Consider the following 21,194-nt stretch of genomic DNA (forward strand, 5'->3'; position numbering starts at 1 on the left):
CTTATGCCTAACCGTCTGACACCTAGCGCTGAATACTGCGCAAGAAACAACCAAGAACACAGCCCTAAGCCAAGCTCTGAATATAGCTCTGAATATAGCTCTAAAAATAGTGCAAACAATGATCTATTTGATGATTATGCCACTCGCCCCGTGCCGCAAGATAAAACCGTCGGCGGCGTGCGCATTGGCATGATAAACGGTGGATTGGCATTTGCCGTGCCGGGTCTAATCACCGGGCTTGAGCTTGGCGGCGCGTTAGGCCTTAGCCAAAGTATTTACGCCTTTATTATTGGCGGCATTATTTTGTCAGTACTTGGCACTGTCACTGGCTTAGTTGGCATGCACAACCGCCTAACCTCATGCATGACCATGAAATTTGTCTTTGGCCGCAAAGGAGCAAACCTGCTCAGCCTTGCGTTTGTATTATCTTTACTGGGTTGGTATGGGGTTAACATCAATCTGTTTAGCGAAGTCTCTCAAGCCCTGTTTCAACAGTTATTTACTGTGACAGTGCCATTGTGGCTATTAGAAGTATCAGCCGGAATGTTAATTACCCTCACCACTATTTGGGGCTTTAAGCTGATTGAAAAGCTGTCCAGTTTATTCGTGCCGATTCTATTTATGTTAGTGGCTTATATGCTCTATAAAAGTGTCGGTTATGTCATCGCCCCAGATGCAGTTACTCAGTTTAACAGCATTGAACTCACCTTTGGTGAAGCGGTATCAGCCGTTGTCGGCAGTTTTATTGTCAGCGTGGTATTAATGCCTGACTTTAGCCGGTTTGCAAAAACCACCAATGACACCATTATCGCTTCATTTCTGCCATTTTTAGTACTCAACAGCTTCGTTTATATCGCTGCAGCCATGGCAGGTATTGCGGTGCAACAAAGTGATATTCTGGCTGTCATGCTCACATTAGGCATTGGCACTTTAGCGTTTATCTTGCTCATCATGTCGAGCTGGGTCACCAACGTGGTCAATTTATACAGCGCCGCGCTGGGTTTTAACGCCATAAATATTAGCTGGAAAGAATGGAAAATCATCGTGGTTTCAGGCGTATTAGGCACGATTATCGCTTCATTTAATTTACTGGCTAATTTTACTGACTTCTTATTTAGCCTATCGATTATCTTCACCCCTGTTGCGGCGATTTATGTGGTGGATTTTTTCATCGTACGTAATAAACAATCTTACCTGTTAAGTGAATTAAGCCAAGTTGCGGCGGTTAATTACCTTGCCGTTATCGCCTGGGCTGTGGGAATTGCAACCTCAATGCTGACCAATCATGGCCTAATCACCATCACAGGTATTGAAGTATGCGACGCCATTTTAGTCACCGCGCCAACCTACTATTTATTGATGCAAGCTTTTGCAAAAAAATCCATTGCTTAAGCCAGTAAATACATAGGAATGTTTTTGCTTCGCGGCACAAATGGAACACAAATTTTGCAGCGTTGGCATAAGATCAACACCATAAAAAGTTTAAGTTTAAGAGCTATTATTTATGAAAACACTAACAAGAGTTGACCTATCAGATATCTTGCACGGCTGCGCTATATTAGGCACAGGCGGTGGCGGTGAGCTAGATGAAGGCTTTTACTATATTGATAAAGCACTGGCTGAAGGTAAGACATTTAAGCTTGTTAGTGTTGATGATGTGCCCCAGGGCAAAAAGATTTGCACCCCCTATATGCTAGGGGCATTATCACCAATGACACCTGAAGAAGAACAGCAATATACCCGCTTACCTAAAAGCAGCAGCTCATCGATTATGACCGCATTTAGACGGTTAGAAAAATACACTGGCGATGAGTTTTATGGCACCATTTGCTGTGAATTAGGCGGCTCAAATACCGCTATTTCGTTTTACGTGGCCGCCATGGCTAATGGCTATATTATTGACGCCGATGTGGCAGGTCGTGCGGTACCTGAAATAACCCATTCAACCTACTATTTCAATAACATCCCTGCTGCGCCCATTGTCACCGCCAACGAGTTTGGCGAATGCTTTATTTGTGAAAATGTTATTGATGATTTACGCGCCGAAAACGTGGTAAGAGCCTTATCGATGATAAGCCGTAACGACATTGCTGCTATCGATCATGCGATGCCCATAGAGCAGGTTAAAGATGCGGTGATTAAAGGCACCATATCTAAGTCACTTGAAATAGGTAAAGCCTACCGGTTAGCCAAAGAAAACAACCAAGATATCGCCGATGCCATTGCCAGCCATGGTGGAGGCTATGTGGCCTTTAGAGGCTCAGTTGCCAAATATCAATTTAAAACCCAAGACGGTTTCACTCTTGGAGACATATTTATTGACGGCACAGGCCAACATCTCAATGACCGTTACCATATTGAAGTAAAAAACGAGAATTTAGTGAGCCGCTTAAATGGCGTTGTTGATGTCACTATTCCTGATTTAATTTGCTGCCTAGACATGGATAGCAATAGCCCTATCACTAACCCCAATGTCAGTTATGGCGTCAATGTTGCCGTTATAGTACTGCCAGCACCAAAAGAGTTTGTCACCGAAAAAGGCTTACAGGCTTTTGGTCCCGCTTACGTAGGCATAGATGCGCCCTACCAAGCTGCGGTAGAGCGTCATTTTTTGCAAGCGACTCATTTTGAAAACCATGACTAAATGCTTAAACAGGTTAAATTAATTTCTAGCTAAATTAAGTGCTTAAATGCTCATAAATAAAAACTAAATAGAAAATATGCGAAATGAACCTATTCATTTAACCATCATTAGGTTCATTTAATAGAGCAATAACCACAATTACTGCCACTGTTACCAAGCAATAATGCCACTGACAAATTGATCTTCCACTTTCTGCTACTTTGCCTGCTAGTTAAAGGTGATTTAGATGTTTTTCTGTCTATTGAGCTGTACAAAAACGTTCACTGATTGATAAGCATTTCCTCCATTGGATTAAGCTTTTAATACCCCATATAATTTCAAAAATAGGATTTTTATCTCACTTTAAGTTCTAAAAAGTATCGCTACTGATATTACCGCTATCTCGAGATACCTAATGTGAAGTCACCACAGTTGAACTAATCAATAAAGAGCTAACAACAGTCTAACCACTCGGTAAAACTAAACCATCACGCTTCCTATGGGATTAGTTAAAACCGCTATTTCGCCGAAACATAACTAACGCTGATGCTTTTTAAAGGATGTTTGCTAATATTAATTTAGTAGAGCAAGGATTGAGCTTATTAAACTAATAGAAAATCAGCATTTACTCGACTAACAGTAGCGCTGTGTTAGCAGCCCTAATTAGTTCGCGTAAATGGGATTATAGAAGGGTTATAAATGGAAATTTCAGACCTCATTGTGTCCCAACATGACGTTAAAGGCAAAATTTTGGTGGTCGATGACCAAATTGTTAATGTCAAAATAATTAAAAAATTATTGCAAGAAGACTATAATATTTTCATGGCGACCGATGGCGATCAAGTCATCGACGTATGCATGGGTTTACAACCAGATATGGTATTACTTGATATAGAAATGCCGACAGTAAATGGTTTTGAAGTATGCAAACAACTCAAAGCGAATCCACTCACGGCCAATATCGCCGTTATATTTATTACAGCTCATTTTGAAGAAGCCACTGAGGTAAAAGGACTTCAACTTGGCGCAGTAGATTTTATTCATAAACCTATTAACCCCATCATCACCAAAACCCGAGTTAAAAATCAATTGAGGCTCAAACAGCAATCGGATTTATTGCGCTCTTTTGCCATGTACGATGCGTTAACGGGTGTCGCTAACAGACGCCAGTTTGACCAGCGTTTTGCCGCAAATTGGCGCCATTGTGTTCGTAAAAAAGAGCCTATTTCCATCATCCTGTTAGATATTGATGTCTTTAAGCAATACAACGATAACTATGGCCACCAGCAAGGAGATAACTGCCTAGCCCAGGTTGCCAAAACAATACAACAGACACTGAAACGTCCTTGTGATTTAGTGGCACGTTACGGCGGTGAAGAATTTGTGTGTATTTTGCCACAAACTGATTTTTGTGGCGCTGAACATAAAGCCAAATCAATTGTCGATAACATCAACGCCCTAAAAATCGAACACGGCTTTTCAAATGTATCAGACTACATCACCATCAGTGCAGGCGTAGCTACCGTTGTACCTCATAAGGAAATGCAGCAAGGTATGTTATTGGAACTTGCTGATAAGCAACTGTATCTTGCTAAATCGAATGGAAGAAACCAAGTCGCCAGCATAGAAATAAGCAATATTTCCTAGTGGTTATTATTTGTGATTTAACAGAATAGTTGGACATAAGAAAGTATAACTAATGGCATAAAGCTCATTTAGATTAAGTTTTTCATCACTGGTTTAGGAAAATATAAGCGATTTTGAAATGCAAATAAGCGCTAGCTCGAGTTTTTTAAATATTATTGGTGAATTACCCGCATAATGAGGTAGTTGCGACTATAGTTTATTATAAGCTTATGAATGGATTCGGGATGCTTTATGTCATTAGGACAATTTTTAAGGCCTTATGCCAAACTTTTATTGATTACATTGTCAGGATATACCTTTGTTTTTGCCGGTTTGCTGTCATTCGCATTTCAATTAAACAATGAGATACATGACTTTACTTCTCAAACCAATAAAATCTACCAACACCCTTTTCAAGTCAACGCCGCTGCGCGTATTTCACGACAATCAATTACAACCCTAAGAAACCAGCTACTCTATAGCCTCATTGACCAAAGTAATATTAGGCGTGACACCTTTGTTGTTGAGACCGACAAAATACAAACTACATTGGCTGATAATTTAAACATCATCCAAACAAATTTTTTAGGTGATATGACCAAAGTCACTGAGGCAATTTCATTTACTTTACAGCTTCAGCGCATTCAACAAGATATTATTGAATTGCTTATAAACCATGACATTACAAATGCTGAAAAACTGATAAAAAATCAGGCTACCCCCTTGTATCAAGCTTTAATGAATAGAATGGACTATATCGTTGACTACTCTTCAAACAAAGCGGCTAATTTAGTAATACAGGCTCAACAAAGAAGTGAAAAGTCACATACTACATTGTGGATCCTATTTACTGCATTTTCACTATTTACGATTTTGTCAGGCTGCATTACAGCCACAATGGTCCTAAGAAACTTATTTAACCGTGATAGTAGCCTGAGAAAAACGCATGAAGATTTGCGGATTGCTGCAACCGCTTTTGAAACCCAAGAAGGCATGCTGGTCACTGATACCAATAACAAAATATTACGCGTAAATCGCGCCTTTTCTAGGATTACCGGATATGATGCCGATGAGGTCCTTGGTCAAAATCCGAGTATTTTATCTTCCGGCAAACACAAAAAGCCGTTTTACCTACAGATGTGGAAAATAATCAAAGAGCACGGTTATTGGGAGGGTGAAGTTTGGGATAAGAAAAAAAATGGCGATATCTACCCACAAAAGCTCACTATCACTGCGGTCACTGATAATAATTCTGTCATTACCAATTATGTCGGCACCATCTGTGATATCACCCTTAATAAACAAGCTGAGAAAAAAATTGCCGATTTAGCTTATTTTGACCCATTAACTCGACTGCCAAACCGTCGTTTACTTATGGACCGCCTCAATCATTCTTTATTAAAAAACAGCCGTCATAACCAAAAAGGGGCATTACTGTTTTTAGACCTTGATAATTTCAAAACCCTCAATGATACCTTAGGCCATGATATGGGAGACATACTCCTAAAAAAAGTGGCAAAACGGCTGGTACAGTGCATTAGAGAAAGCGATACAGTATCTCGTTTTGGCGGCGATGAATTCGTAATTTTAATTGAAGCATTAAGTGGTAAATCCACTATAGCTGCCACGCAAAGCAAAGATATTGCCAAAAAAATACTCGCCTCAATTAATTTACCCTATCAACTAAATGGCCATGATTATTCCATTAGCACCAGTATTGGTATTACTTTAGTTAAAAACAAAAATACCTCCGTTGATGAATTACTGAAACAAGCCGATATCGCCTTGTATAAAGCTAAAGACGATGGCCGCAATTCAATGCGATTTTTTGACCCCCAAATGCAAGCCAATATCTCTAATCGCGTCGCGCTAGAAGCAGAATTAAATCATGCTATTGAAAATAAACAATTTGAACTTTATTACCAAGTTCAAGTAGACAAGCATAACAATCCATTAGGTGCTGAAGCGCTATTGCGCTGGAATCACCCCAACAGGAGTCTTGTTCCTCCGGTAGAGTTTATTCCCGTTGCAGAGCAAAATGGTTCGATTATTTCAATTGGTCATTGGGTATTAGACGCCGCCTGTGCACAACTGCAATTATGGCAGCAAAATAGCTCAACTGAATCACTCACCTTAGCGATCAATGTCAGTGCGAGACAATTTCTCCAAGACAATTTTGTCGCAACAATAAAATCCGCATTAACATACCATAAGGTTCGCCCTGAATTACTGAAGCTAGAATTAACCGAATCAATTCTATTAAATGATATCGATAAAACCATAGTAAAAATGAACCAAATTGCTGCATTAGGCATTCAGTTTTCACTAGATGACTTTGGAACCGGCTACTCATCTTTACAATATTTGAAAAAATTACCTCTTTTCCAACTTAAAATAGATAAATCTTTTGTCGATGGTTTGGTTGAAGATAAGTGCGATCAAGAAATTGTCCGCACCATCATAGCAATGGCACATAATTTGGGTTTAACCGTGATAGCTGAGGGGGTAGAAGATGAATCACAGCGACAGATTTTATCAAAAGAAGGCTGCAGTCACTATCAAGGATATTTGTGTGGCAAACCTGAAACTATCGATAAATTTGAAGCTCGATTTTCACAACCTGATACGTCATCAACACCAGTAGCATTAACCGCGCTTTTTAACTGATTCAGTTTTAAAGGTTAATCAGAATAATTATCTGTCGTGATAGGAATTAACTTTTCAATAACTATCTAAAGCGATATCAGTTTGCAGAAAGCTTACCTTTGCAGATAAACCTTCATTCCTAAGCTTAGTGAATATATTGATAAAACTAAATGACCACTAACGCTGGATGAAATTATTATATCTTAATAACTATAAGTTAACCCTATTCGAGTACGTAGCTCACGATCAGGGCTATCATTACTGACATTAATATCACCAAATTCAACATAAGGTGTCCACTGGCCTATCTTACGAGCTACGGTTAGATTCAACTCATAATTGGTATCACCATTGTCATAAATATTGTAATCAACGGCCTTATATAAATCAGCTTCAAAACCAAATTTCCAATCGTGAGTGGTATAACCAAAACCTGTGGTCAATCGATGACGCTGCTTATCAACATCGGAATTATTTCTATAAAAGTCATGACGATAACGAGCTGTAATGGTTAAACCTTGAATGCTGTCAACGGCATAGTTTACTCGAATTTGCGGTTTATAGGTCATTCCTTTTTCACGGGCCTCAATGGGCATCCCTGGCACTATGGTCCAGTTATCGTTAATTTTAAAGCGATAATCTAAACCTAACTCCCAACCATTATTTTGGCTAGACTTCCTATCAGAACCATCTACAGGCTTAAATTTTAACTCGCCACTATAATTAAAATTACCAATACTGCTACCTATTTTGACCCGAGTCGACTCACCAGACTCAGCTCGAAATTCTTGACGAACGTTAAATGATGCAGCAGAAACGGTAGAGCAAGTAAACAGAGCGACACAGCCACACAAAAGCAGATTTTTAGCAGTCATTACAATAAACCCTCACATCATAGCTATGATACATCGAATTAAAAAGCCACTCATGTACCCAGTATAAATTCAATTAACAGCCTTAATAAGTAATACAATATTGTAAAATAGCACAGATTTGTAAATTGAGATCTAGATCAAAATGATATAAACCACAGCAAAAACTCGCTAATTTACCGCCTATTTGCTTGCGAATGTTACGCATTCGTTCAACATAAGAGCGTAAACCCCTTAAGATGTAAGCAAAGGCGCCACAAGTTGTTACCAACCTATTATCAGCACTGTTAGGAATAGTAGCCTTTTGTATTACAAATTTACAATTTTACAATTTTAGGCACAGAGGTTATTTATAAAGCGCAAAAGTAACATGTAAAAAACACGCTGGTGATATGTAGAAATTCGACAGTAAAATATTGGCGATGAAAATGGCTTGCTTACGTTTTTAGCTTAAGTGCTAGCTATTATTGAGTATCGCTTAAGATTTGCATCAGGATTAAACAAGCCAATGTCCCTATCAGCATTTTTAAATAATAAAAATTTAAGCAAAGACCATAATAAGCTTATTTTAACGAATAGCCGGGCTGCATCTTTTTCACACTAAACAATAAAGCGGGTAATACCGTTAAACTGTAGAAAAGTAGAAAGCCGATGGCGATGGTGAGTAAAAAACCAATGCTATACATACCTCGGTGATCGGCCAGTAACAAAGAACCAAAGGTCGCCATTGTGGTTAGTGAACTTAGTACTGCCGCTCTTGGGGTTGATGATTGATAAAAGGCCCTCGCAGATCCCACCGCCCGAAAGCGCTCAACGATGTGAATACCATTATCGACCCCCAAGCCAAATATCAATGGAATGACAATGATGTTGGCCATATTTAGCGCCTGTCCACTCCAATGGGCAACAGCCATAGTTGATAAGGTGGTTAATAACAGCGGTATAAAAGTCAAAATAACATCGCGCTTATGTTTTAGCGCTAGCAACAAAATGACGGCTATCAGTAATAGTGAATAAGTGATTGCCTGCAAAAATGCGTTAATAATAATATTACCCACTTGCTGCTCGGCTACAGGTCTTCCGGTTGCATTGGGCGCTACGTCTTGTACAAGCTTAATAAATCTATCCAGCTGTTTCACATCACGCATATCGCCAGCAGGGTAAGCCACCACTAATAAATATTGCTCGTTTTTATATCGCTGAGCTAACACCGTAGGAATATCATCATAGCTTGGAATTGGAGCTTGCAATAACTGAGTTAAACTTTGCTGCATAACTTGTAATGGCGCCAATGCATGTTGATTAATTTGACTCACAAGGGTGAATTCATCATTATTTTTAAGCCAATCTAAGGTACGTTGCGCAATCACGCCTTGGGCATAATCAGCTCTGACTAGGTTTTGTTGCAAGCTTGCAAGGCTATCTAATGACTCTATTGGCGCATTGGCGGCTGCTAATGTTTGCAACAATGCTGCCTGTTTGGACGCGCGATCAGTGGCTAAAAAAGAGTTGATTGAAATCACATTGCTCACTTCAGCTAAACCAGACAATTGTGATTGCCACTTGGCCGCTTGTTGTCGTGATGTCGCTAGCATCATCATTTGATAGCTTGAGGTTAAGCCTTGTTGTTGAATTTCTTCAAGGGTTCTAACCGATTCAGACTTCACCGATTTTAATACCAAAGTCGAGAAATCAAATTCCATTTTACTGGCACCATAGCCAGAAATAGCTAAGGCTATCACGGCCAAAAAAACTACCATTTTGTGATGTTTAGGCAACCAGAAATCATCGTCGCTGGCATATTGGAACTGAGTATCACCCTCTTCAGTCGCTATGTTAGCCTTAAAACCATGCGCTCGAGGATAGCCACAAATAAAGAAAAAAGTCGGAATAACGATAAAGGTTGCCAGCAACCCCATTGCCATCCCCGCCGCTGAAATAACCCCTAATTCAGCAAGCCCGGTATAAGCTGTAGGATAAAAGCCAAGAAACCCTATGGCAGAGGTTAATGCGCACAAACTAAGTGGCGTAAAAGTGCCGCGAATTGCCGCAATCAAGCTGGCATAATTGGTAGGCTGTAGTGCTTGCTCTTCTCGTAATCGCAGACAAAAATGAATCGCAAAATCGACACCTAAACCAATAAACATCACCAAAAATACAATGGAAATGGTGTTGTATGAACCAACCAAAAATAATCCAAGTGCGAGCGTCCACACCAACCCAATAATCACGGCCACATAGCTGGCAACGATTATGCGCAAAGAGCGAATACCAAATCCCAATACTACAATCAAGCCTATCAGCGACATGGTCCCCGCTAAGGTTACGCTATTATTGGCGTCACTGATTTCATCATAGTCCAACGCCGTCTGACCAGTAATGCGAATTTGCACTGCGTCATTATCACTGTATTGATGGATAATATTTTGTGCGGTTTCGATGATATATTTATTCGGCTGTTTTTGATCGTTTTGAGGCTGTGCATTTAAGGTGATAATTTGATAAATAGTACCACGACTTGGTGGCATCAATACCTCAAACCAGTCAACACTGCCCTGCTTTGCCGCCAGTTGGTTTAATACGTTAATTAACAGCTTCGCGGCTTTAATGTCATCAGTTTCAATAGCATGATTTAATTGTGCTAATAATTGTATCCCAGCATCATTTTGCCCAGTAGTGCCATTAGCTTCAACTGACATGACCGCCTGAAGTTTTGGCATTATGCTGGCAACATTGACATTAAAATCAATAAAGTCTTGCTCGGGTAATAACCACAAGGCTTGCTGCTTAAGCCATGGCAAGGTTGCTGGCGCAAATACGTCGTTAAATAAGGGCTGTGCAGAAAAGTCTGCTTGTAGCGCTTCAGTCATAGTTTGTACTTGCTGATGATTGTCACCAGAAACCACAATGACCAGACCATTTTCAGAGTCGCCAAATTCATTTACCGTCTTAGTTAAGTTGTCCTTCCATGGGGCATTTTGTTGAACGAGACGATCTAGGTTGGAGTCAACCACGAAATTATTTTTACTGTAGATAATAGCAATGGTGGTCATTAGCCCAATAAAGAGCAATGACAATATAAACGGCAATGTTTGTTTTGAAAAAAACCAATGTTTCACAAGTGAGCTTCGCAGATAAAGTGGATAGCGACATTATAGTCTTGATAATCATCCATGTGGCAATGACATAAGCAACAACAATGATAATTTGTCATTGGGAAAGGCTGTAATGAACATATGTATTAATGTGCATTCGCAGTCAACGTCAGCACAAAACACTATTGCTCAATGACAGCATTGCTCAATTACAGCACCGCTGGATAACGCCATTCAACACCAAACCAGTTGTGGTAGGCCATTTAAATCCAGTTTATCGCCATGGGCTGCTATCGCAAGCGCTTGGGGGGCAGATGATTTATCTTGATGTATTGCATCCACTAACCCTTGCTGCGCCGTGGTTTCACCGTGGACTAATATCAATGGTGGTTGATGATTAAAATGACGATACCAGCGCAGTAATTCAGCTTGATCGGCATGGGCAGACAAGCCGCCTATGGTATGCAACTTAGCAGCAACTTTAACCGATTTTCCGCGAATAGTCAGTTCAGGCTGACCATCTACCAGCGCTCTGCCCGGTGTGCCTTCTGCTTGATAACCACAAATAATGACATCACATTCTGGGCGCCATAAATTATGCTCGAAATGGCAACGAATTCGCCCGCCGTTACACATACCGCTACCGGCAATGATAATCAGCCCCTTATGTACTTCGTTCAGCAGCATTGACTCATCTGTGCTTTGGGTAAACTCAACATTAGATAACAGTGGATGTTCACCTGGATGCATGCGGGTAAAGCGTTTAAAGTCTTCATCCATTAACGGGTAATTATTGATATACACTCGGGTCGCTTCAATAGCCATCGGGCTATCTAAGCAAATTTTCCAACGAGACAAATCCCACTCTTTGGCATACAAATGAAATAAATACAGCAATTCTTGTGCTCGCCCCACCGAAAATGCTGGTAGCAATATATTGCCGCGACTTTCGGTTATCGCTTTGGCAAAAATTTGTTTTAACTCAGCAATGGTTTCATCCCAACTACGGTGTAAACGGTTACCATAAGTACTTTCCATTAAGACTAAATCAGCATTATCAATTAAGGTAGGGTCTCGTAGAATCGGCATGCCTGCGCGGCCAAGGTCACCACTAAAGACTATGGTTTTCTGCTGACTGCCCTCACCTAGTTGTAACGAAACAATAGCCGAGCCTAAAATATGCCCAGCATCAAACAGTCTTACACTAACATGTGGCACGATTGGGTTTTCGACTTGGTAATCGAGCGGCACGAACTGCGATATCGCCTTATCAACATCTTGTTGATCAAATAAAGCGGAGATTGGTTCGAGCTGTTGTTTCTTACGCTTCTTATTCAGCCGTTCATTATCGCGCTGCTGCAGCATGGCGGCATCTTTTAGCATTACAGTGCACAGTTCAGCAGTGGCTTTATTGGTATAAATAGGGCCATCAAAGCCTAACTTTGCCAATAAAGGTAAGCGGCCTGAATGATCAATATGAGCATGACTTAATACCACCGCATCGATAGTGCTTGCCTCAAAAGCAAAAGGCTCATGATTCCGAAGTTCAACGGCTCTACCACCTTGAATTAAACCGCAATCTAACAACACTTGTTTACCGTCGATAGTTAATAAATGACAGGAACCTGTTACCTCTTGAGTTGCCCCTAAAAAACGCAGTGTCATTTCCATGGTAACTTCCTCGGTTTTCCCTTGAGTCGTTCCTTAATCATAGACTATGACAATAAATTAGATGCGAATAAGCCATTGGTAAGTGCATATAATTAACAGATAGAGAAGTGCTAAGAAAGTGAGTATGGAGAAAGAGTCAATAAGTTAAAAACACACAGGCAACAACCCACTTAAAGTAAGTGATTAATAGCCCTTTAACCCGATAGGATCTATTACAACAATCAAACGATAAAGGCTATTTTTGTAATTTAAGTCAGTTACTTAGTTGCATCAACTGCATCAATTACAATAGTGCCCTAGCGGCGTGATATACATTGGCTGATAATATTAAGATTAAACTCATGTTCTCTCCAAAACGGCGAGATTTATCGGTGAAATGATTGAGTTGTTTTGTGGTTGGCTAGCTACATTTTCACTCGTGTTAGCTTGTTGAGTGAGATAGTTAAGCAAACAACTGCTGTAATTAGATGTGGCCTTTGCCACTTGTGAGCCATCATCAGTGCGGATTAAAATAGTATCACCCACTGCAAACTCGCCTTTTACCGAAAGAATACTAGCACTGGTGATCACATCATCATGCTGACTAATCGCTGCATGTTGATCTTCAATCACCACCTCACCTCGCTCGCGGACAGTATGAGTCATCCAATGCTGCTCTGGTGACATCGGGGTTTTACAAGACACAAAATGCGAGCCTGGGTTTTCATCTTGCAGCAAGGCGCTAAAAGTTTGATGATTAAAGCCATTAACTACATAAGTATCAATGCCATGAGCCACAGCTTTTTCAGCCGCCTCAATTTTGGTTTGCATGCCGCCAGTGCCCATTGAGCTGGTTGCACCGCCTGCCATTTGATAAATAGACTCGTCAATAACATCAATGGTTTTAATCAATTTAGCATCAGCATGTTGCTGGGGGTTTTTATCAAACAATCCATCAACGTCAGTACAAAGGATTAAGCCATCTGCCCCTGTTGATGCCGCAACCATAGCGGCGAGATTATCGTTATCGCCAACTTTTAACTCTTCAGAGGTCACCGTATCGTTTTCATTTACGATAGGTAATACCCCATGCTCCAATAAGGATTCTATGGTTTCTTTAATACTGGCATAGCGTTCTTTATTACATAAATCAGCATGGGTCAGAAGAATTTGCGCAGTGGGAAAGTCAAATAACTTATCCCAAACTGCCATCATATTGGTTTGTCCGGCTGCTGCCATGGCCTTTTTTAGGGCAATTGACGGTGATTTAATATCAATCCATTGACGACCAGCAGCAACTGAACCCGAAGAAACCAAAATAACTTGCTTTCCCTGCTTACGACAACGAAGTATAAATTGCGCAATACTCAGCAGGTGATGCGAACTACAACCGTTGTTTTCAGGGGCAATTAACGCACTACCCACCTTTATCACCAATCGTTGATTGGATTTAATAGACATGAGTAGACCTTATGATAATTGTTGAATTAATTGATGATTAACATCTTTAAATGTTTTTTGGATCTCAGCAGATGGCGCTTTGGTTATTAAACTCACTAACCAAATCGATACTGCACTGATGAAAAAGCCCGGCAGCATTTCATACACTACACTGCTTAAGGTTTCACCATTAGCTAATACAGGTGCAAAAATCCAAAATAATACCGTCACAGTACCAGTAATTATGCCGGCTAAGGCCCCTTCATAAGTCACCTTTTGCCATAACAAACTAAATAAAATCAGCGGACCAAATGCCGCGCCAAAGCCTGCCCAAGCATTACTGACAATAGATAAAATACTACTCGATGGGTTCATTGCGATAAAAGATGCCACAACAGCTACACCAAATACGCACAGTCGGCCAATATTCACCGCTGTTTTATCAGATACTGCTTTTTTGCTGTAAGCACGATAGATATCTTCTGTCAGTGAACTTGAAGACACTAGCAATTGTGAAGAAATGGTACTCATTACCGCCGCTAGAATTGCCGCTAATAAAAAACCGCCAATTAAAGGATGAAATAACACTTCAGAAAAGAAAATAAAGATAGTTTCAGGATCGGCAAGCGTGACTTCAAATTTACGCGTATAAGCCACCCCCGTTAAACCCGTCGCTAAAGCGCCAATAATGGTCACTGTCATCCAGCTCATACCAATCCGGCGAGCTGTTTTGATATTTTTAACAGAGTCTATCGCCATAAATCGAACAATAATATGCGGTTGACCAAAATAGCCCAGTCCCCATGCCAAGCTAGATAGCAGCGATACCAGAGTTAAACCAGATAAGCTTTCACTAAAAGAAGGAATCGTCTCAAGTGAATAATTCATCATACTTGATGGACTATCAAAATGCGTGAACGCCACAACAGGCACTAAAATAAGGGCAATAAACATAATCACACCTTGGACAAAGTCTGTCATACTTACGGCTAAAAAGCCGCCCATCAAGGTATAAGCCACCACCACTAGCATGGTAATAACAACGCCAGTTTGATAGTTCATTGCAAACGCGGTTTCAAATAACTTACCACCGCCAACAAGACCTGCTGAGGTGTATAAAGTGAAAAATATGATGATGACTACAGCTGAAATGAGGCGGATAACACCATTTTCTTTATCAAATCGTTTACCAAAAAAATCTGGCAAGGTTAACGAGTCATTGGTTTTTTCGGTGTACAAACGCAGCTTAGGCGCCACAAGTTTATAGTTAGCCCATGCGCCAATCACTAAGCCTAGTGCAACCCAAATAGTATCAAACCCTGAAACAAAAATGGCACCGGGTAATCCCATTAGCATCCAACCACTCATATCAGATGCACCAGCAGATAATGCGGTCACTTGAGGGCTAACTTGGCGGCCGCCAAGCATATATTCAGAAAGATTAGCTGTGGATGTTTTTGCGGCGTAGATACCGATAGCTAACATGAGTACAAAATAAACCCCTAATGAAATATAGGTATATTCCATTATTTACCAGCCTTATTTATTTTAGTTAGCGGATAAAAAATATAAGTACTAAGAATTAACCATAAACATATTAATCCCACTGTATGTTTCGCTATTTCAAATGAACGTGTTGTTAATTGTTGCAGATAACTGGGACTGTCACATGAACTGGTTTCGCCTTGCATTTAATTCTACCTCTAATAATTAGTACTCTAACTATTATGTTATAGACTTATTACACTAAGATCAACCGAGCAAATTCCAAGCTGATATTTTACAGTAGCTTAATGGCCGCTAATTCTTACGACATGAAAATAAATCATTTGAGTTAATCCCATTTTTGAAAAGTGGTTATTGTTTAAAAGCGAAAATGGTTAGTATTCGACTCGAAAGCAGCTAAGACTTATTGCTAATAGACAATATGGACTGATAAAAAATAAGGTTAGTGTTATCCTACACTCATGGCTAATAACTAGAAGAAGCAATGGAAAAATACGAAGAACTATTAATATCGATACGTAAAGTGATTCGAGCAATTGATTTGCACTCAAAACAGTTGAATAAAAAGTCTGGTATAACCGGGCCTCAATTAATGATCATGCAAGAAATCGCCGGTATTAATGGTGTTACAGCGAGTCAAGTGGCTAAAAATATCAACTTGAGCGCTGCAACTGTGACTAACATTTTAGACCGCTTAGAAAGCAGAAATTTGATTCAAAGGGTCCGAAGTGAGCAAGATAAAAGACGGGTTAGTTTATATTTATCTGATGAGGGCAAGGCTTGTTTACTTGAAGCACCTAAGCCATTGCAGGAGCATTTTATTCAAAATTTCTGCGCATTAGAAGAATGGGAACAATCTCAGCTTTTATCATCAATGCAACGTATTGGTTCAATGATGGATGCTAACGAACTCGATGCAGCGCCAGTACTTGAGGTCGATCCCATTTATAAAAGTACTGAATTACCTGCTGATTAAACATCAAAATGGATTGAGAATATAACTAAATAATATAAATAGAGGGATAAAATGGAATGTATGTTATCCCTCTATCAAGTTATTTAAGCTGTGACTCTTTAATCATTAACAGCTTTAGCCTTTCCGCTACACCCCTTCGTAATAGGTTGAACTCTTGCTTAAGGATTATTATGCGAGGTCAATTGATCGGACAGTAAGAATATCGGCTAGGTTACTGACAAAGTGGTAGCAATTAAGTACGGCATTATAAATGAGTTAGCCTAACAACATCACCAGCAGCCATATTATCAATATGAATATCGCCAATTCTCACTCTTACCAACCTTAATGTGGCAAAGCCAACAGCAGCGGTCATTTTTCTGATCTGACGATTCTTACCTTCACAAAGCGTAATAGAAACCCAACTTGTTGGCCCATGTCTTGGGTCGCGAATTTTACGACCCCGAGAGGGAAGCGAAGGTTCTTCATCTAATTTGAACGCCTTACAAGGCAAGGTTAAATATTTAGTACCATTAATGCCAATTTCAACCCCATTTTGCAGTAATGAAATCGCCTCAGGAGTAATATCACCATCCAGCTGTACATAGTATTCTTTCGCTATACCTTTACTTCTGATCTTATGACTCATCATGCCATCAGTGGTGAGTAATAACAGTCCTTCTGAGTCATGATCTAACCGACCAATGGCCATGGTTTTATCGGGGAAATTAAATAGCTCACCCAGTAGATGTTTCTTCTTACGGGTTTCAGGTACAAACTGGCTTAAAAAACCATACGGTTTAAATATTTTAAAATGCTGATGAATTTCGCTCTTATCAGCAGGCGCTAGCAAACCCGTTTGGTTAGTAGTTGGCATAATATGGCTTTTAATCGTAAAAACTGTATAGGTTGGCATTATACGGTGAGTCTTAGCATGATGCACATAATCTAAAACGCCCCCAATACACATAGCTTAAAAGCAAATGTTCTTATCAGCGCATAAAATGCTAGAAGAAACGAGGATAAACATATTGAGCAAACATTACTGGGGGCTTGCTCATATGAAAAGCAGTGACATTGACTGAGTCAATCTTCTCAAGGCAAATAAGTGATTATAAAACAGGCACTTTAAATACTAGGCAATAAAGCAATTTTGAATTAATAGTATTAATCTTCAATATTTTTAGTGATTTAAACGAAAAAAGGCTCATCATTCCTGATGAGCCTTTCGTCTTGAATATGGCGGAGAGATAGGGATTTGAACCCAAGGCTTCCGTATTAAATTCAAGATTAGTCGCTTAGTTTCAATTACTTGCAATCAAATAGTGTAAATAGAAGCTGCAATTGCTAACTAAGATTGACTATATTTCTGAATGGCAAAAAAGTCAACATTCTTAATGATTAAACATGGTAATTCCATGCATAGAATTCTTAAAATTAGCTAAGCTACTAACTCATTTATGGACATTTTCGTGTTTGGGATTTTGCTAAATTAGAAATAAATGAATAACTACAGGTATGGAAAATCACGTCGTAAAGATTTCCAACCTGCCTTGAGGTTACTTCTAGGGGAAGAGGAATAGTAATGAGTAAAAAGGAATCACAGGTTTTACTATTTTTAAGTTTGACTGGTTATATTAATAAAAAAAACGAGCTACCATCTTGATAACTCGGGCCTAATTAATACGCTTTCGTCCAACCAGTCTAGAAAGTTAGTATACTAGCACCTTAGCTCATTACTGTTTGTTTCCAGCCATAACTTGAGCTCTTGCGGCCAAGTAACGGTGGGCTCAACAAAGAAGCCGCGCAGTAGCGAGAAGTAGATAGCCTGATCAACCAGAGGCAGTGGTGATTTACCCGCATTCGGTTGGATCAACGCTTCAGCGTTAAGCAACTGTGCGTTTACATCTGCAACAATCTGCTCTGTGCTTTCTAACAGGCGAACAAAGTTCAGCTCTTCTGTCTCTTTCTTCGCTTGCCATGCAGTAACACTTGCTTCAGTCGCGAACTCTTTTAGATTCAGTTTCGTCCAGCGAGGGTAGCCAATTCTTTGAATCAAAGGGAATGCCTCACGCTGAAATGCCAACGTCTCTTCTGATGGTGCGGCTACCGCATCAATACCAGCTTGCTCGATAAAGTAAGCAATGATATCCATGCTTTCCGCCATCACGCTGCCATCCGTTTTCTCCAAAACTGGCACCATTTTTTGACCGATTAAATCAATCAGAGTTTGCGCATCAGCATAATCTACAACTTGGTATTCAACGTTAAGCTTCAGTGCATTAGCAACATAAACAACACGGGCACAAAATGGACAATGCTCGTAGATATACAGTTTCATCAAAAATCCCGTTTTTATAAGTCTGAATTAGTATTTAATCGCAGTTTTGCCAATTGATGCGCTGCTTTCAATGCGTTGGTGTGCGTCTTTTAACGTCTCAACACTAAAACCATTCAATGTGGTGGTGAGTGTAGACTTAATGCGGCCAGCATCAATCAAGTTCGCAGCTTGGAATAGGATATCTTGCTGCTTCTGAAGATCGTCAGTGTTAAACAGTGAGCGAGTGAACATCAGTTCCCAGATGAATCCAGCTGATTTGCCTTGTAGTTTTGATAGATCAACACCACCATCAAATTCTACAATTGAACTGATCATGCCTTGCGGAGCAATCAACTCGACCATTGCATCCCAATGGCCTTTGGTATCTGCAACGTTGAAGATGTAGTCCACATGCTGAATGCCTTGCTCACGTACCGACTCCACCAGATTGCGGTGATTCACAACATGGTCAGCGCCCATATCTCTTACCCACTGCTCGGTCTCTGGTCTTGAAGCAGTCGCAATCACTGTTAGGTTAGTAAGCTGTTTCGCCAGTTGAACCGTAATCGAACCAACACCACCTGCGCCACCAATGATCAGAATAGATTTCTTCTCTTCTGGACGAACGCGTAGGCGATCAAACAAGGCTTCCCAACCTGTCAATGTAGCGAGAGGCATAACGGCTGCTGATTCGTCAGAAAGGCTTTTTGGGGCGTGAGCTGTAATTCGGTAATCGACCGCTTGGTACTCAGCATTCGCACCCATACGTGTCACATCACCTGCGTAATAAACACGGTCACCAATTTCGAAGCCTGAAACATTGCCACCTTTAGCAACCACTTCACCCACCGCGTCATAGCCCAATACTTTTGGCTGCTCTAGGGTTTTATCTTGTGCGTTGCGGATACGTATTTTTGCATCTGCTGGGTTAATCGAGGTCGCACTCACTTTTACCAGCAGGTCATTGTCTTTTAGCTCTGGCAGGCTTGTTTCAAACTCGAATAAGCTGTCTTGCTCTGTAATTGCTAGTGATTGAGTAAAACCAATTGCTTTCATTGTTGTTGGTGCTGGCATGTTGTTTCTCCTTTGATTGGACACCTTCATCATAGAGATTTTTTACCCTAGATAAACCGCCTAATCTTTTAATTACATTCAATATATTTTTGATAATCACACTGCTCGACCGGGTAGTGTTGAGATACTTACCTGTTAACCTAGTTAGATAACACCTTGTGCAGCTAACCATTCATACGTCACTTCATCTTGCGGTTTACCCTCTCGGCACACTTTATAATCAAGCTCGGCAATAATATCGTTGGAGAAACGTAATGAATCTAAGGTTTTAAGCTGTTCATCAGTAAATAGATTTTTCTTATCATCTCTCAGTAACAGTACAGCTCGGTCTACAATTCCAAGCAGCCCTTTCGGCTCTATAAGCTCGCGAATATCATAACGATAGTGAAGAAATTGCGGTTTCCATAGCGGCACAATGACCCACTCTTTATTTGCGACGGCATCTTCAAAAGCACTAAAACAGTCGTCTTCACTGCCTGTAAAAAACTCATAGCCTGCTTTACTTAAACCGTACTCTTCCATCATCTGGATAGAGAAGCGAGTGATTCCAGCTCCTGGATTAATACCTTGAATTTTAGGTCTCATTTGCTCGACGACTTCAGGCTTCAATAAATCCGCCACTTCAGCGACCATCTCTTCAGGTACGTAATCCGGCACACCCCACAGTGCGTAAGGTTCGTAATGAAGTCCAAGCTCGATTAATGGCTCAACTTTTTCAACGTCCGACTTATAGATACCATGGCTCGATGGTAACCAAGCAGAAGAGAGCATATCGATTTCACCAGCTTTCAGTTTTTCAAAATTTTCCTGATGAGGGGAAAAGATTCGCTCAACTTCGAAGCCCATGGTCTTCAATACATTGCTAACCAATGAAGCTGTCGTGCGATGGAATGATAAATCTGTTACACCCATTGTGATTTTTTTATTCATTGTTCTTTCGCTCTTATCGTTGCTGATAGATTGATAATACAAGGCTCTAGAGCAATCAAAAACAGCCTAATTTTTGAATAATTATCAAAAATAAATTGATAGATGCCGATTTACACTTAATAAAAAAGCGTATGCATTGATGAAATACATACGCTTTATATTGACGTGTCTATCTACGGTCAGTAATACATAGCCACCCATTATTTTGAAGTTATAACATAACGCCTTTCATTTTGAGTTGCCAACACCAACATTCATTTACTGATGGGATTATTCCTGCCAAAGGACTGAATATTTCATCATTAATCACCAAAATTAACTCATAAACTAAATTCAATCCAGCAGAAAAGCTTGATATCAATCAAGTGGGAAATGCTTTTATTTGAGATTAAGAAATGATTTATTAAGCGCACAACCAGCGCTGACAGTTAGCTGCGCCTTGTCGTCGTTTTAGGTC

14 protein-coding genes are annotated in these 21,194 nt (G+C 40.2%); 5 read left to right on the forward strand and 9 right to left on the reverse strand.

The window, feature by feature from the left end; translation table 11 throughout:
• Positions 1 to 3 precede the first annotated feature (3 nt).
• The 4 genes from BCU94_RS11230 to BCU94_RS11245 all read left to right on the forward strand — a co-directional run bounded on the left by BCU94_RS11230 (position 4) and on the right by BCU94_RS11245 (position 6,916).
• Positions 4 to 1,392 carry a cytosine permease gene (locus BCU94_RS11230; protein WP_102476437.1) on the forward strand — a complete coding sequence of 463 codons (1,389 nt, stop codon included), beginning with the start codon at positions 4 to 6 and terminating at the stop codon, positions 1,390 to 1,392.
• Positions 1,393 to 1,504: 112 nt separating this feature from the next.
• A complete protein-coding gene (locus BCU94_RS11235; RefSeq protein ID WP_102476438.1) occupies positions 1,505 to 2,644 on the forward strand; it encodes a DUF917 domain-containing protein in 1,140 nt (379 codons plus the stop codon).
• A 678-nt stretch (positions 2,645 to 3,322) separates the two neighbouring features.
• Positions 3,323 to 4,270 (forward strand): diguanylate cyclase, encoded by a 948-nt coding sequence (locus BCU94_RS11240; RefSeq protein ID WP_102476439.1) that lies wholly within the window; start codon positions 3,323 to 3,325, stop codon positions 4,268 to 4,270.
• Between the two features lie 231 nt (positions 4,271 to 4,501).
• On the forward strand, positions 4,502 to 6,916 hold the full coding sequence (locus BCU94_RS11245; protein WP_241904992.1) for an EAL domain-containing protein: 2,415 nt from the start codon (positions 4,502 to 4,504) through the stop codon (positions 6,914 to 6,916).
• A 182-nt stretch (positions 6,917 to 7,098) separates the two neighbouring features.
• Here the strand turns inward: BCU94_RS11245 and BCU94_RS11250 are convergent, their stop codons facing one another.
• The 5 genes from BCU94_RS11250 to putP all read right to left on the reverse strand — a co-directional run bounded on the left by BCU94_RS11250 (position 7,099) and on the right by putP (position 15,479).
• The gene (locus BCU94_RS11250) at positions 7,099 to 7,770 is read right to left on the reverse strand and encodes an oligogalacturonate-specific porin KdgM family protein (RefSeq protein WP_102437072.1); all 672 of its coding nucleotides are present in this window, start codon (positions 7,768 to 7,770) and stop codon (positions 7,099 to 7,101) included.
• 560 nt (positions 7,771 to 8,330) lie between these two features.
• Positions 8,331 to 10,886, reverse strand: a complete 2,556-nt coding sequence (locus tag BCU94_RS11255) for an MMPL family transporter (RefSeq protein ID WP_133149787.1) — start codon at positions 10,884 to 10,886, stop codon at positions 8,331 to 8,333.
• 210 nt (positions 10,887 to 11,096) lie between these two features.
• On the reverse strand, positions 11,097 to 12,533 hold the full coding sequence (locus BCU94_RS11260; RefSeq protein WP_102476442.1) for an MBL fold metallo-hydrolase: 1,437 nt from the start codon (positions 12,531 to 12,533) through the stop codon (positions 11,097 to 11,099).
• Between the two features lie 339 nt (positions 12,534 to 12,872).
• A complete protein-coding gene (gene proB, locus BCU94_RS11265; protein WP_102476443.1) occupies positions 12,873 to 13,973 on the reverse strand; it encodes a glutamate 5-kinase in 1,101 nt (366 codons plus the stop codon).
• Positions 13,974 to 13,982: 9 nt separating this feature from the next.
• Complete coding sequence (gene putP / locus BCU94_RS11270) at positions 13,983 to 15,479, reverse strand: sodium/proline symporter PutP (protein WP_102476444.1); 1,497 nt, start codon at positions 15,477 to 15,479, stop codon at positions 13,983 to 13,985.
• Between the two features lie 463 nt (positions 15,480 to 15,942).
• Between putP and BCU94_RS11275 the strand changes: the two genes are divergently transcribed.
• On the forward strand, positions 15,943 to 16,434 hold the full coding sequence (locus tag BCU94_RS11275; protein ID WP_102476445.1) for a MarR family transcriptional regulator: 492 nt from the start codon (positions 15,943 to 15,945) through the stop codon (positions 16,432 to 16,434).
• Positions 16,435 to 16,678: 244 nt separating this feature from the next.
• On the opposite strand, the gene BCU94_RS11280 is transcribed toward BCU94_RS11275, so the two are convergent.
• The 4 genes from BCU94_RS11280 to BCU94_RS11295 form a co-directional block, all read right to left on the reverse strand.
• Complete coding sequence (locus tag BCU94_RS11280; RefSeq protein WP_102476449.1) at positions 16,679 to 17,290, reverse strand: pseudouridine synthase; 612 nt, start codon at positions 17,288 to 17,290, stop codon at positions 16,679 to 16,681.
• An 843-nt stretch (positions 17,291 to 18,133) separates the two neighbouring features.
• The gene (grxB, locus tag BCU94_RS11285) at positions 18,134 to 18,754 is read right to left on the reverse strand and encodes a glutaredoxin 2 (RefSeq protein ID WP_102367604.1); all 621 of its coding nucleotides are present in this window, start codon (positions 18,752 to 18,754) and stop codon (positions 18,134 to 18,136) included.
• A gap of 27 nt (positions 18,755 to 18,781) precedes the next feature.
• The gene (locus BCU94_RS11290) at positions 18,782 to 19,807 is read right to left on the reverse strand and encodes a zinc-binding alcohol dehydrogenase family protein (protein ID WP_102322246.1); all 1,026 of its coding nucleotides are present in this window, start codon (positions 19,805 to 19,807) and stop codon (positions 18,782 to 18,784) included.
• Between the two features lie 144 nt (positions 19,808 to 19,951).
• Positions 19,952 to 20,737, reverse strand: coding sequence for a glycine betaine ABC transporter substrate-binding protein (locus tag BCU94_RS11295; RefSeq protein ID WP_198590879.1), 786 nt, complete (start codon positions 20,735 to 20,737; stop codon positions 19,952 to 19,954).
• Positions 20,738 to 21,194: the final 457 nt, after the last annotated feature.

This window comes from Shewanella sp. 10N.286.52.C2, from assembly GCF_002874545.1.
Lineage (GTDB): Bacteria > Pseudomonadota > Gammaproteobacteria > Enterobacterales > Shewanellaceae > Shewanella.

Bases quoted from the DNA above. Each gene is read 5' to 3' on its own strand.
- BCU94_RS11230 (WP_102476437.1), top strand. From the start codon at position 4: ATGCCTAACCGTCTGACACCTAGCGCTGAATACTGCGCAAGAAACAAC.
- BCU94_RS11235 (WP_102476438.1), top strand. From the start codon at position 1,505: ATGAAAACACTAACAAGAGTTGACCTATCAGATATCTTGCACGGCTGC.
- BCU94_RS11240 (WP_102476439.1), top strand. From the start codon at position 3,323: ATGGAAATTTCAGACCTCATTGTGTCCCAACATGACGTTAAAGGCAAA.
- BCU94_RS11245 (WP_241904992.1), top strand. From the start codon at position 4,502: ATGTCATTAGGACAATTTTTAAGGCCTTATGCCAAACTTTTATTGATT.
- BCU94_RS11250 (WP_102437072.1), bottom strand. From the start codon at position 7,770: ATGACTGCTAAAAATCTGCTTTTGTGTGGCTGTGTCGCTCTGTTTACT.
- BCU94_RS11260 (WP_102476442.1), bottom strand. From the start codon at position 12,533: ATGGAAATGACACTGCGTTTTTTAGGGGCAACTCAAGAGGTAACAGGT.
- proB (WP_102476443.1), bottom strand. From the start codon at position 13,973: ATGTCTATTAAATCCAATCAACGATTGGTGATAAAGGTGGGTAGTGCG.
- putP (WP_102476444.1), bottom strand. From the start codon at position 15,479: ATGGAATATACCTATATTTCATTAGGGGTTTATTTTGTACTCATGTTA.
- BCU94_RS11275 (WP_102476445.1), top strand. From the start codon at position 15,943: ATGGAAAAATACGAAGAACTATTAATATCGATACGTAAAGTGATTCGA.
- BCU94_RS11280 (WP_102476449.1), bottom strand. From the start codon at position 17,290: ATGCCAACTACTAACCAAACGGGTTTGCTAGCGCCTGCTGATAAGAGC.
- grxB (WP_102367604.1), bottom strand. From the start codon at position 18,754: ATGAAACTGTATATCTACGAGCATTGTCCATTTTGTGCCCGTGTTGTT.
- BCU94_RS11290 (WP_102322246.1), bottom strand. From the start codon at position 19,807: ATGCCAGCACCAACAACAATGAAAGCAATTGGTTTTACTCAATCACTA.
- BCU94_RS11295 (WP_198590879.1), bottom strand. From the start codon at position 20,737: ATGAATAAAAAAATCACAATGGGTGTAACAGATTTATCATTCCATCGC.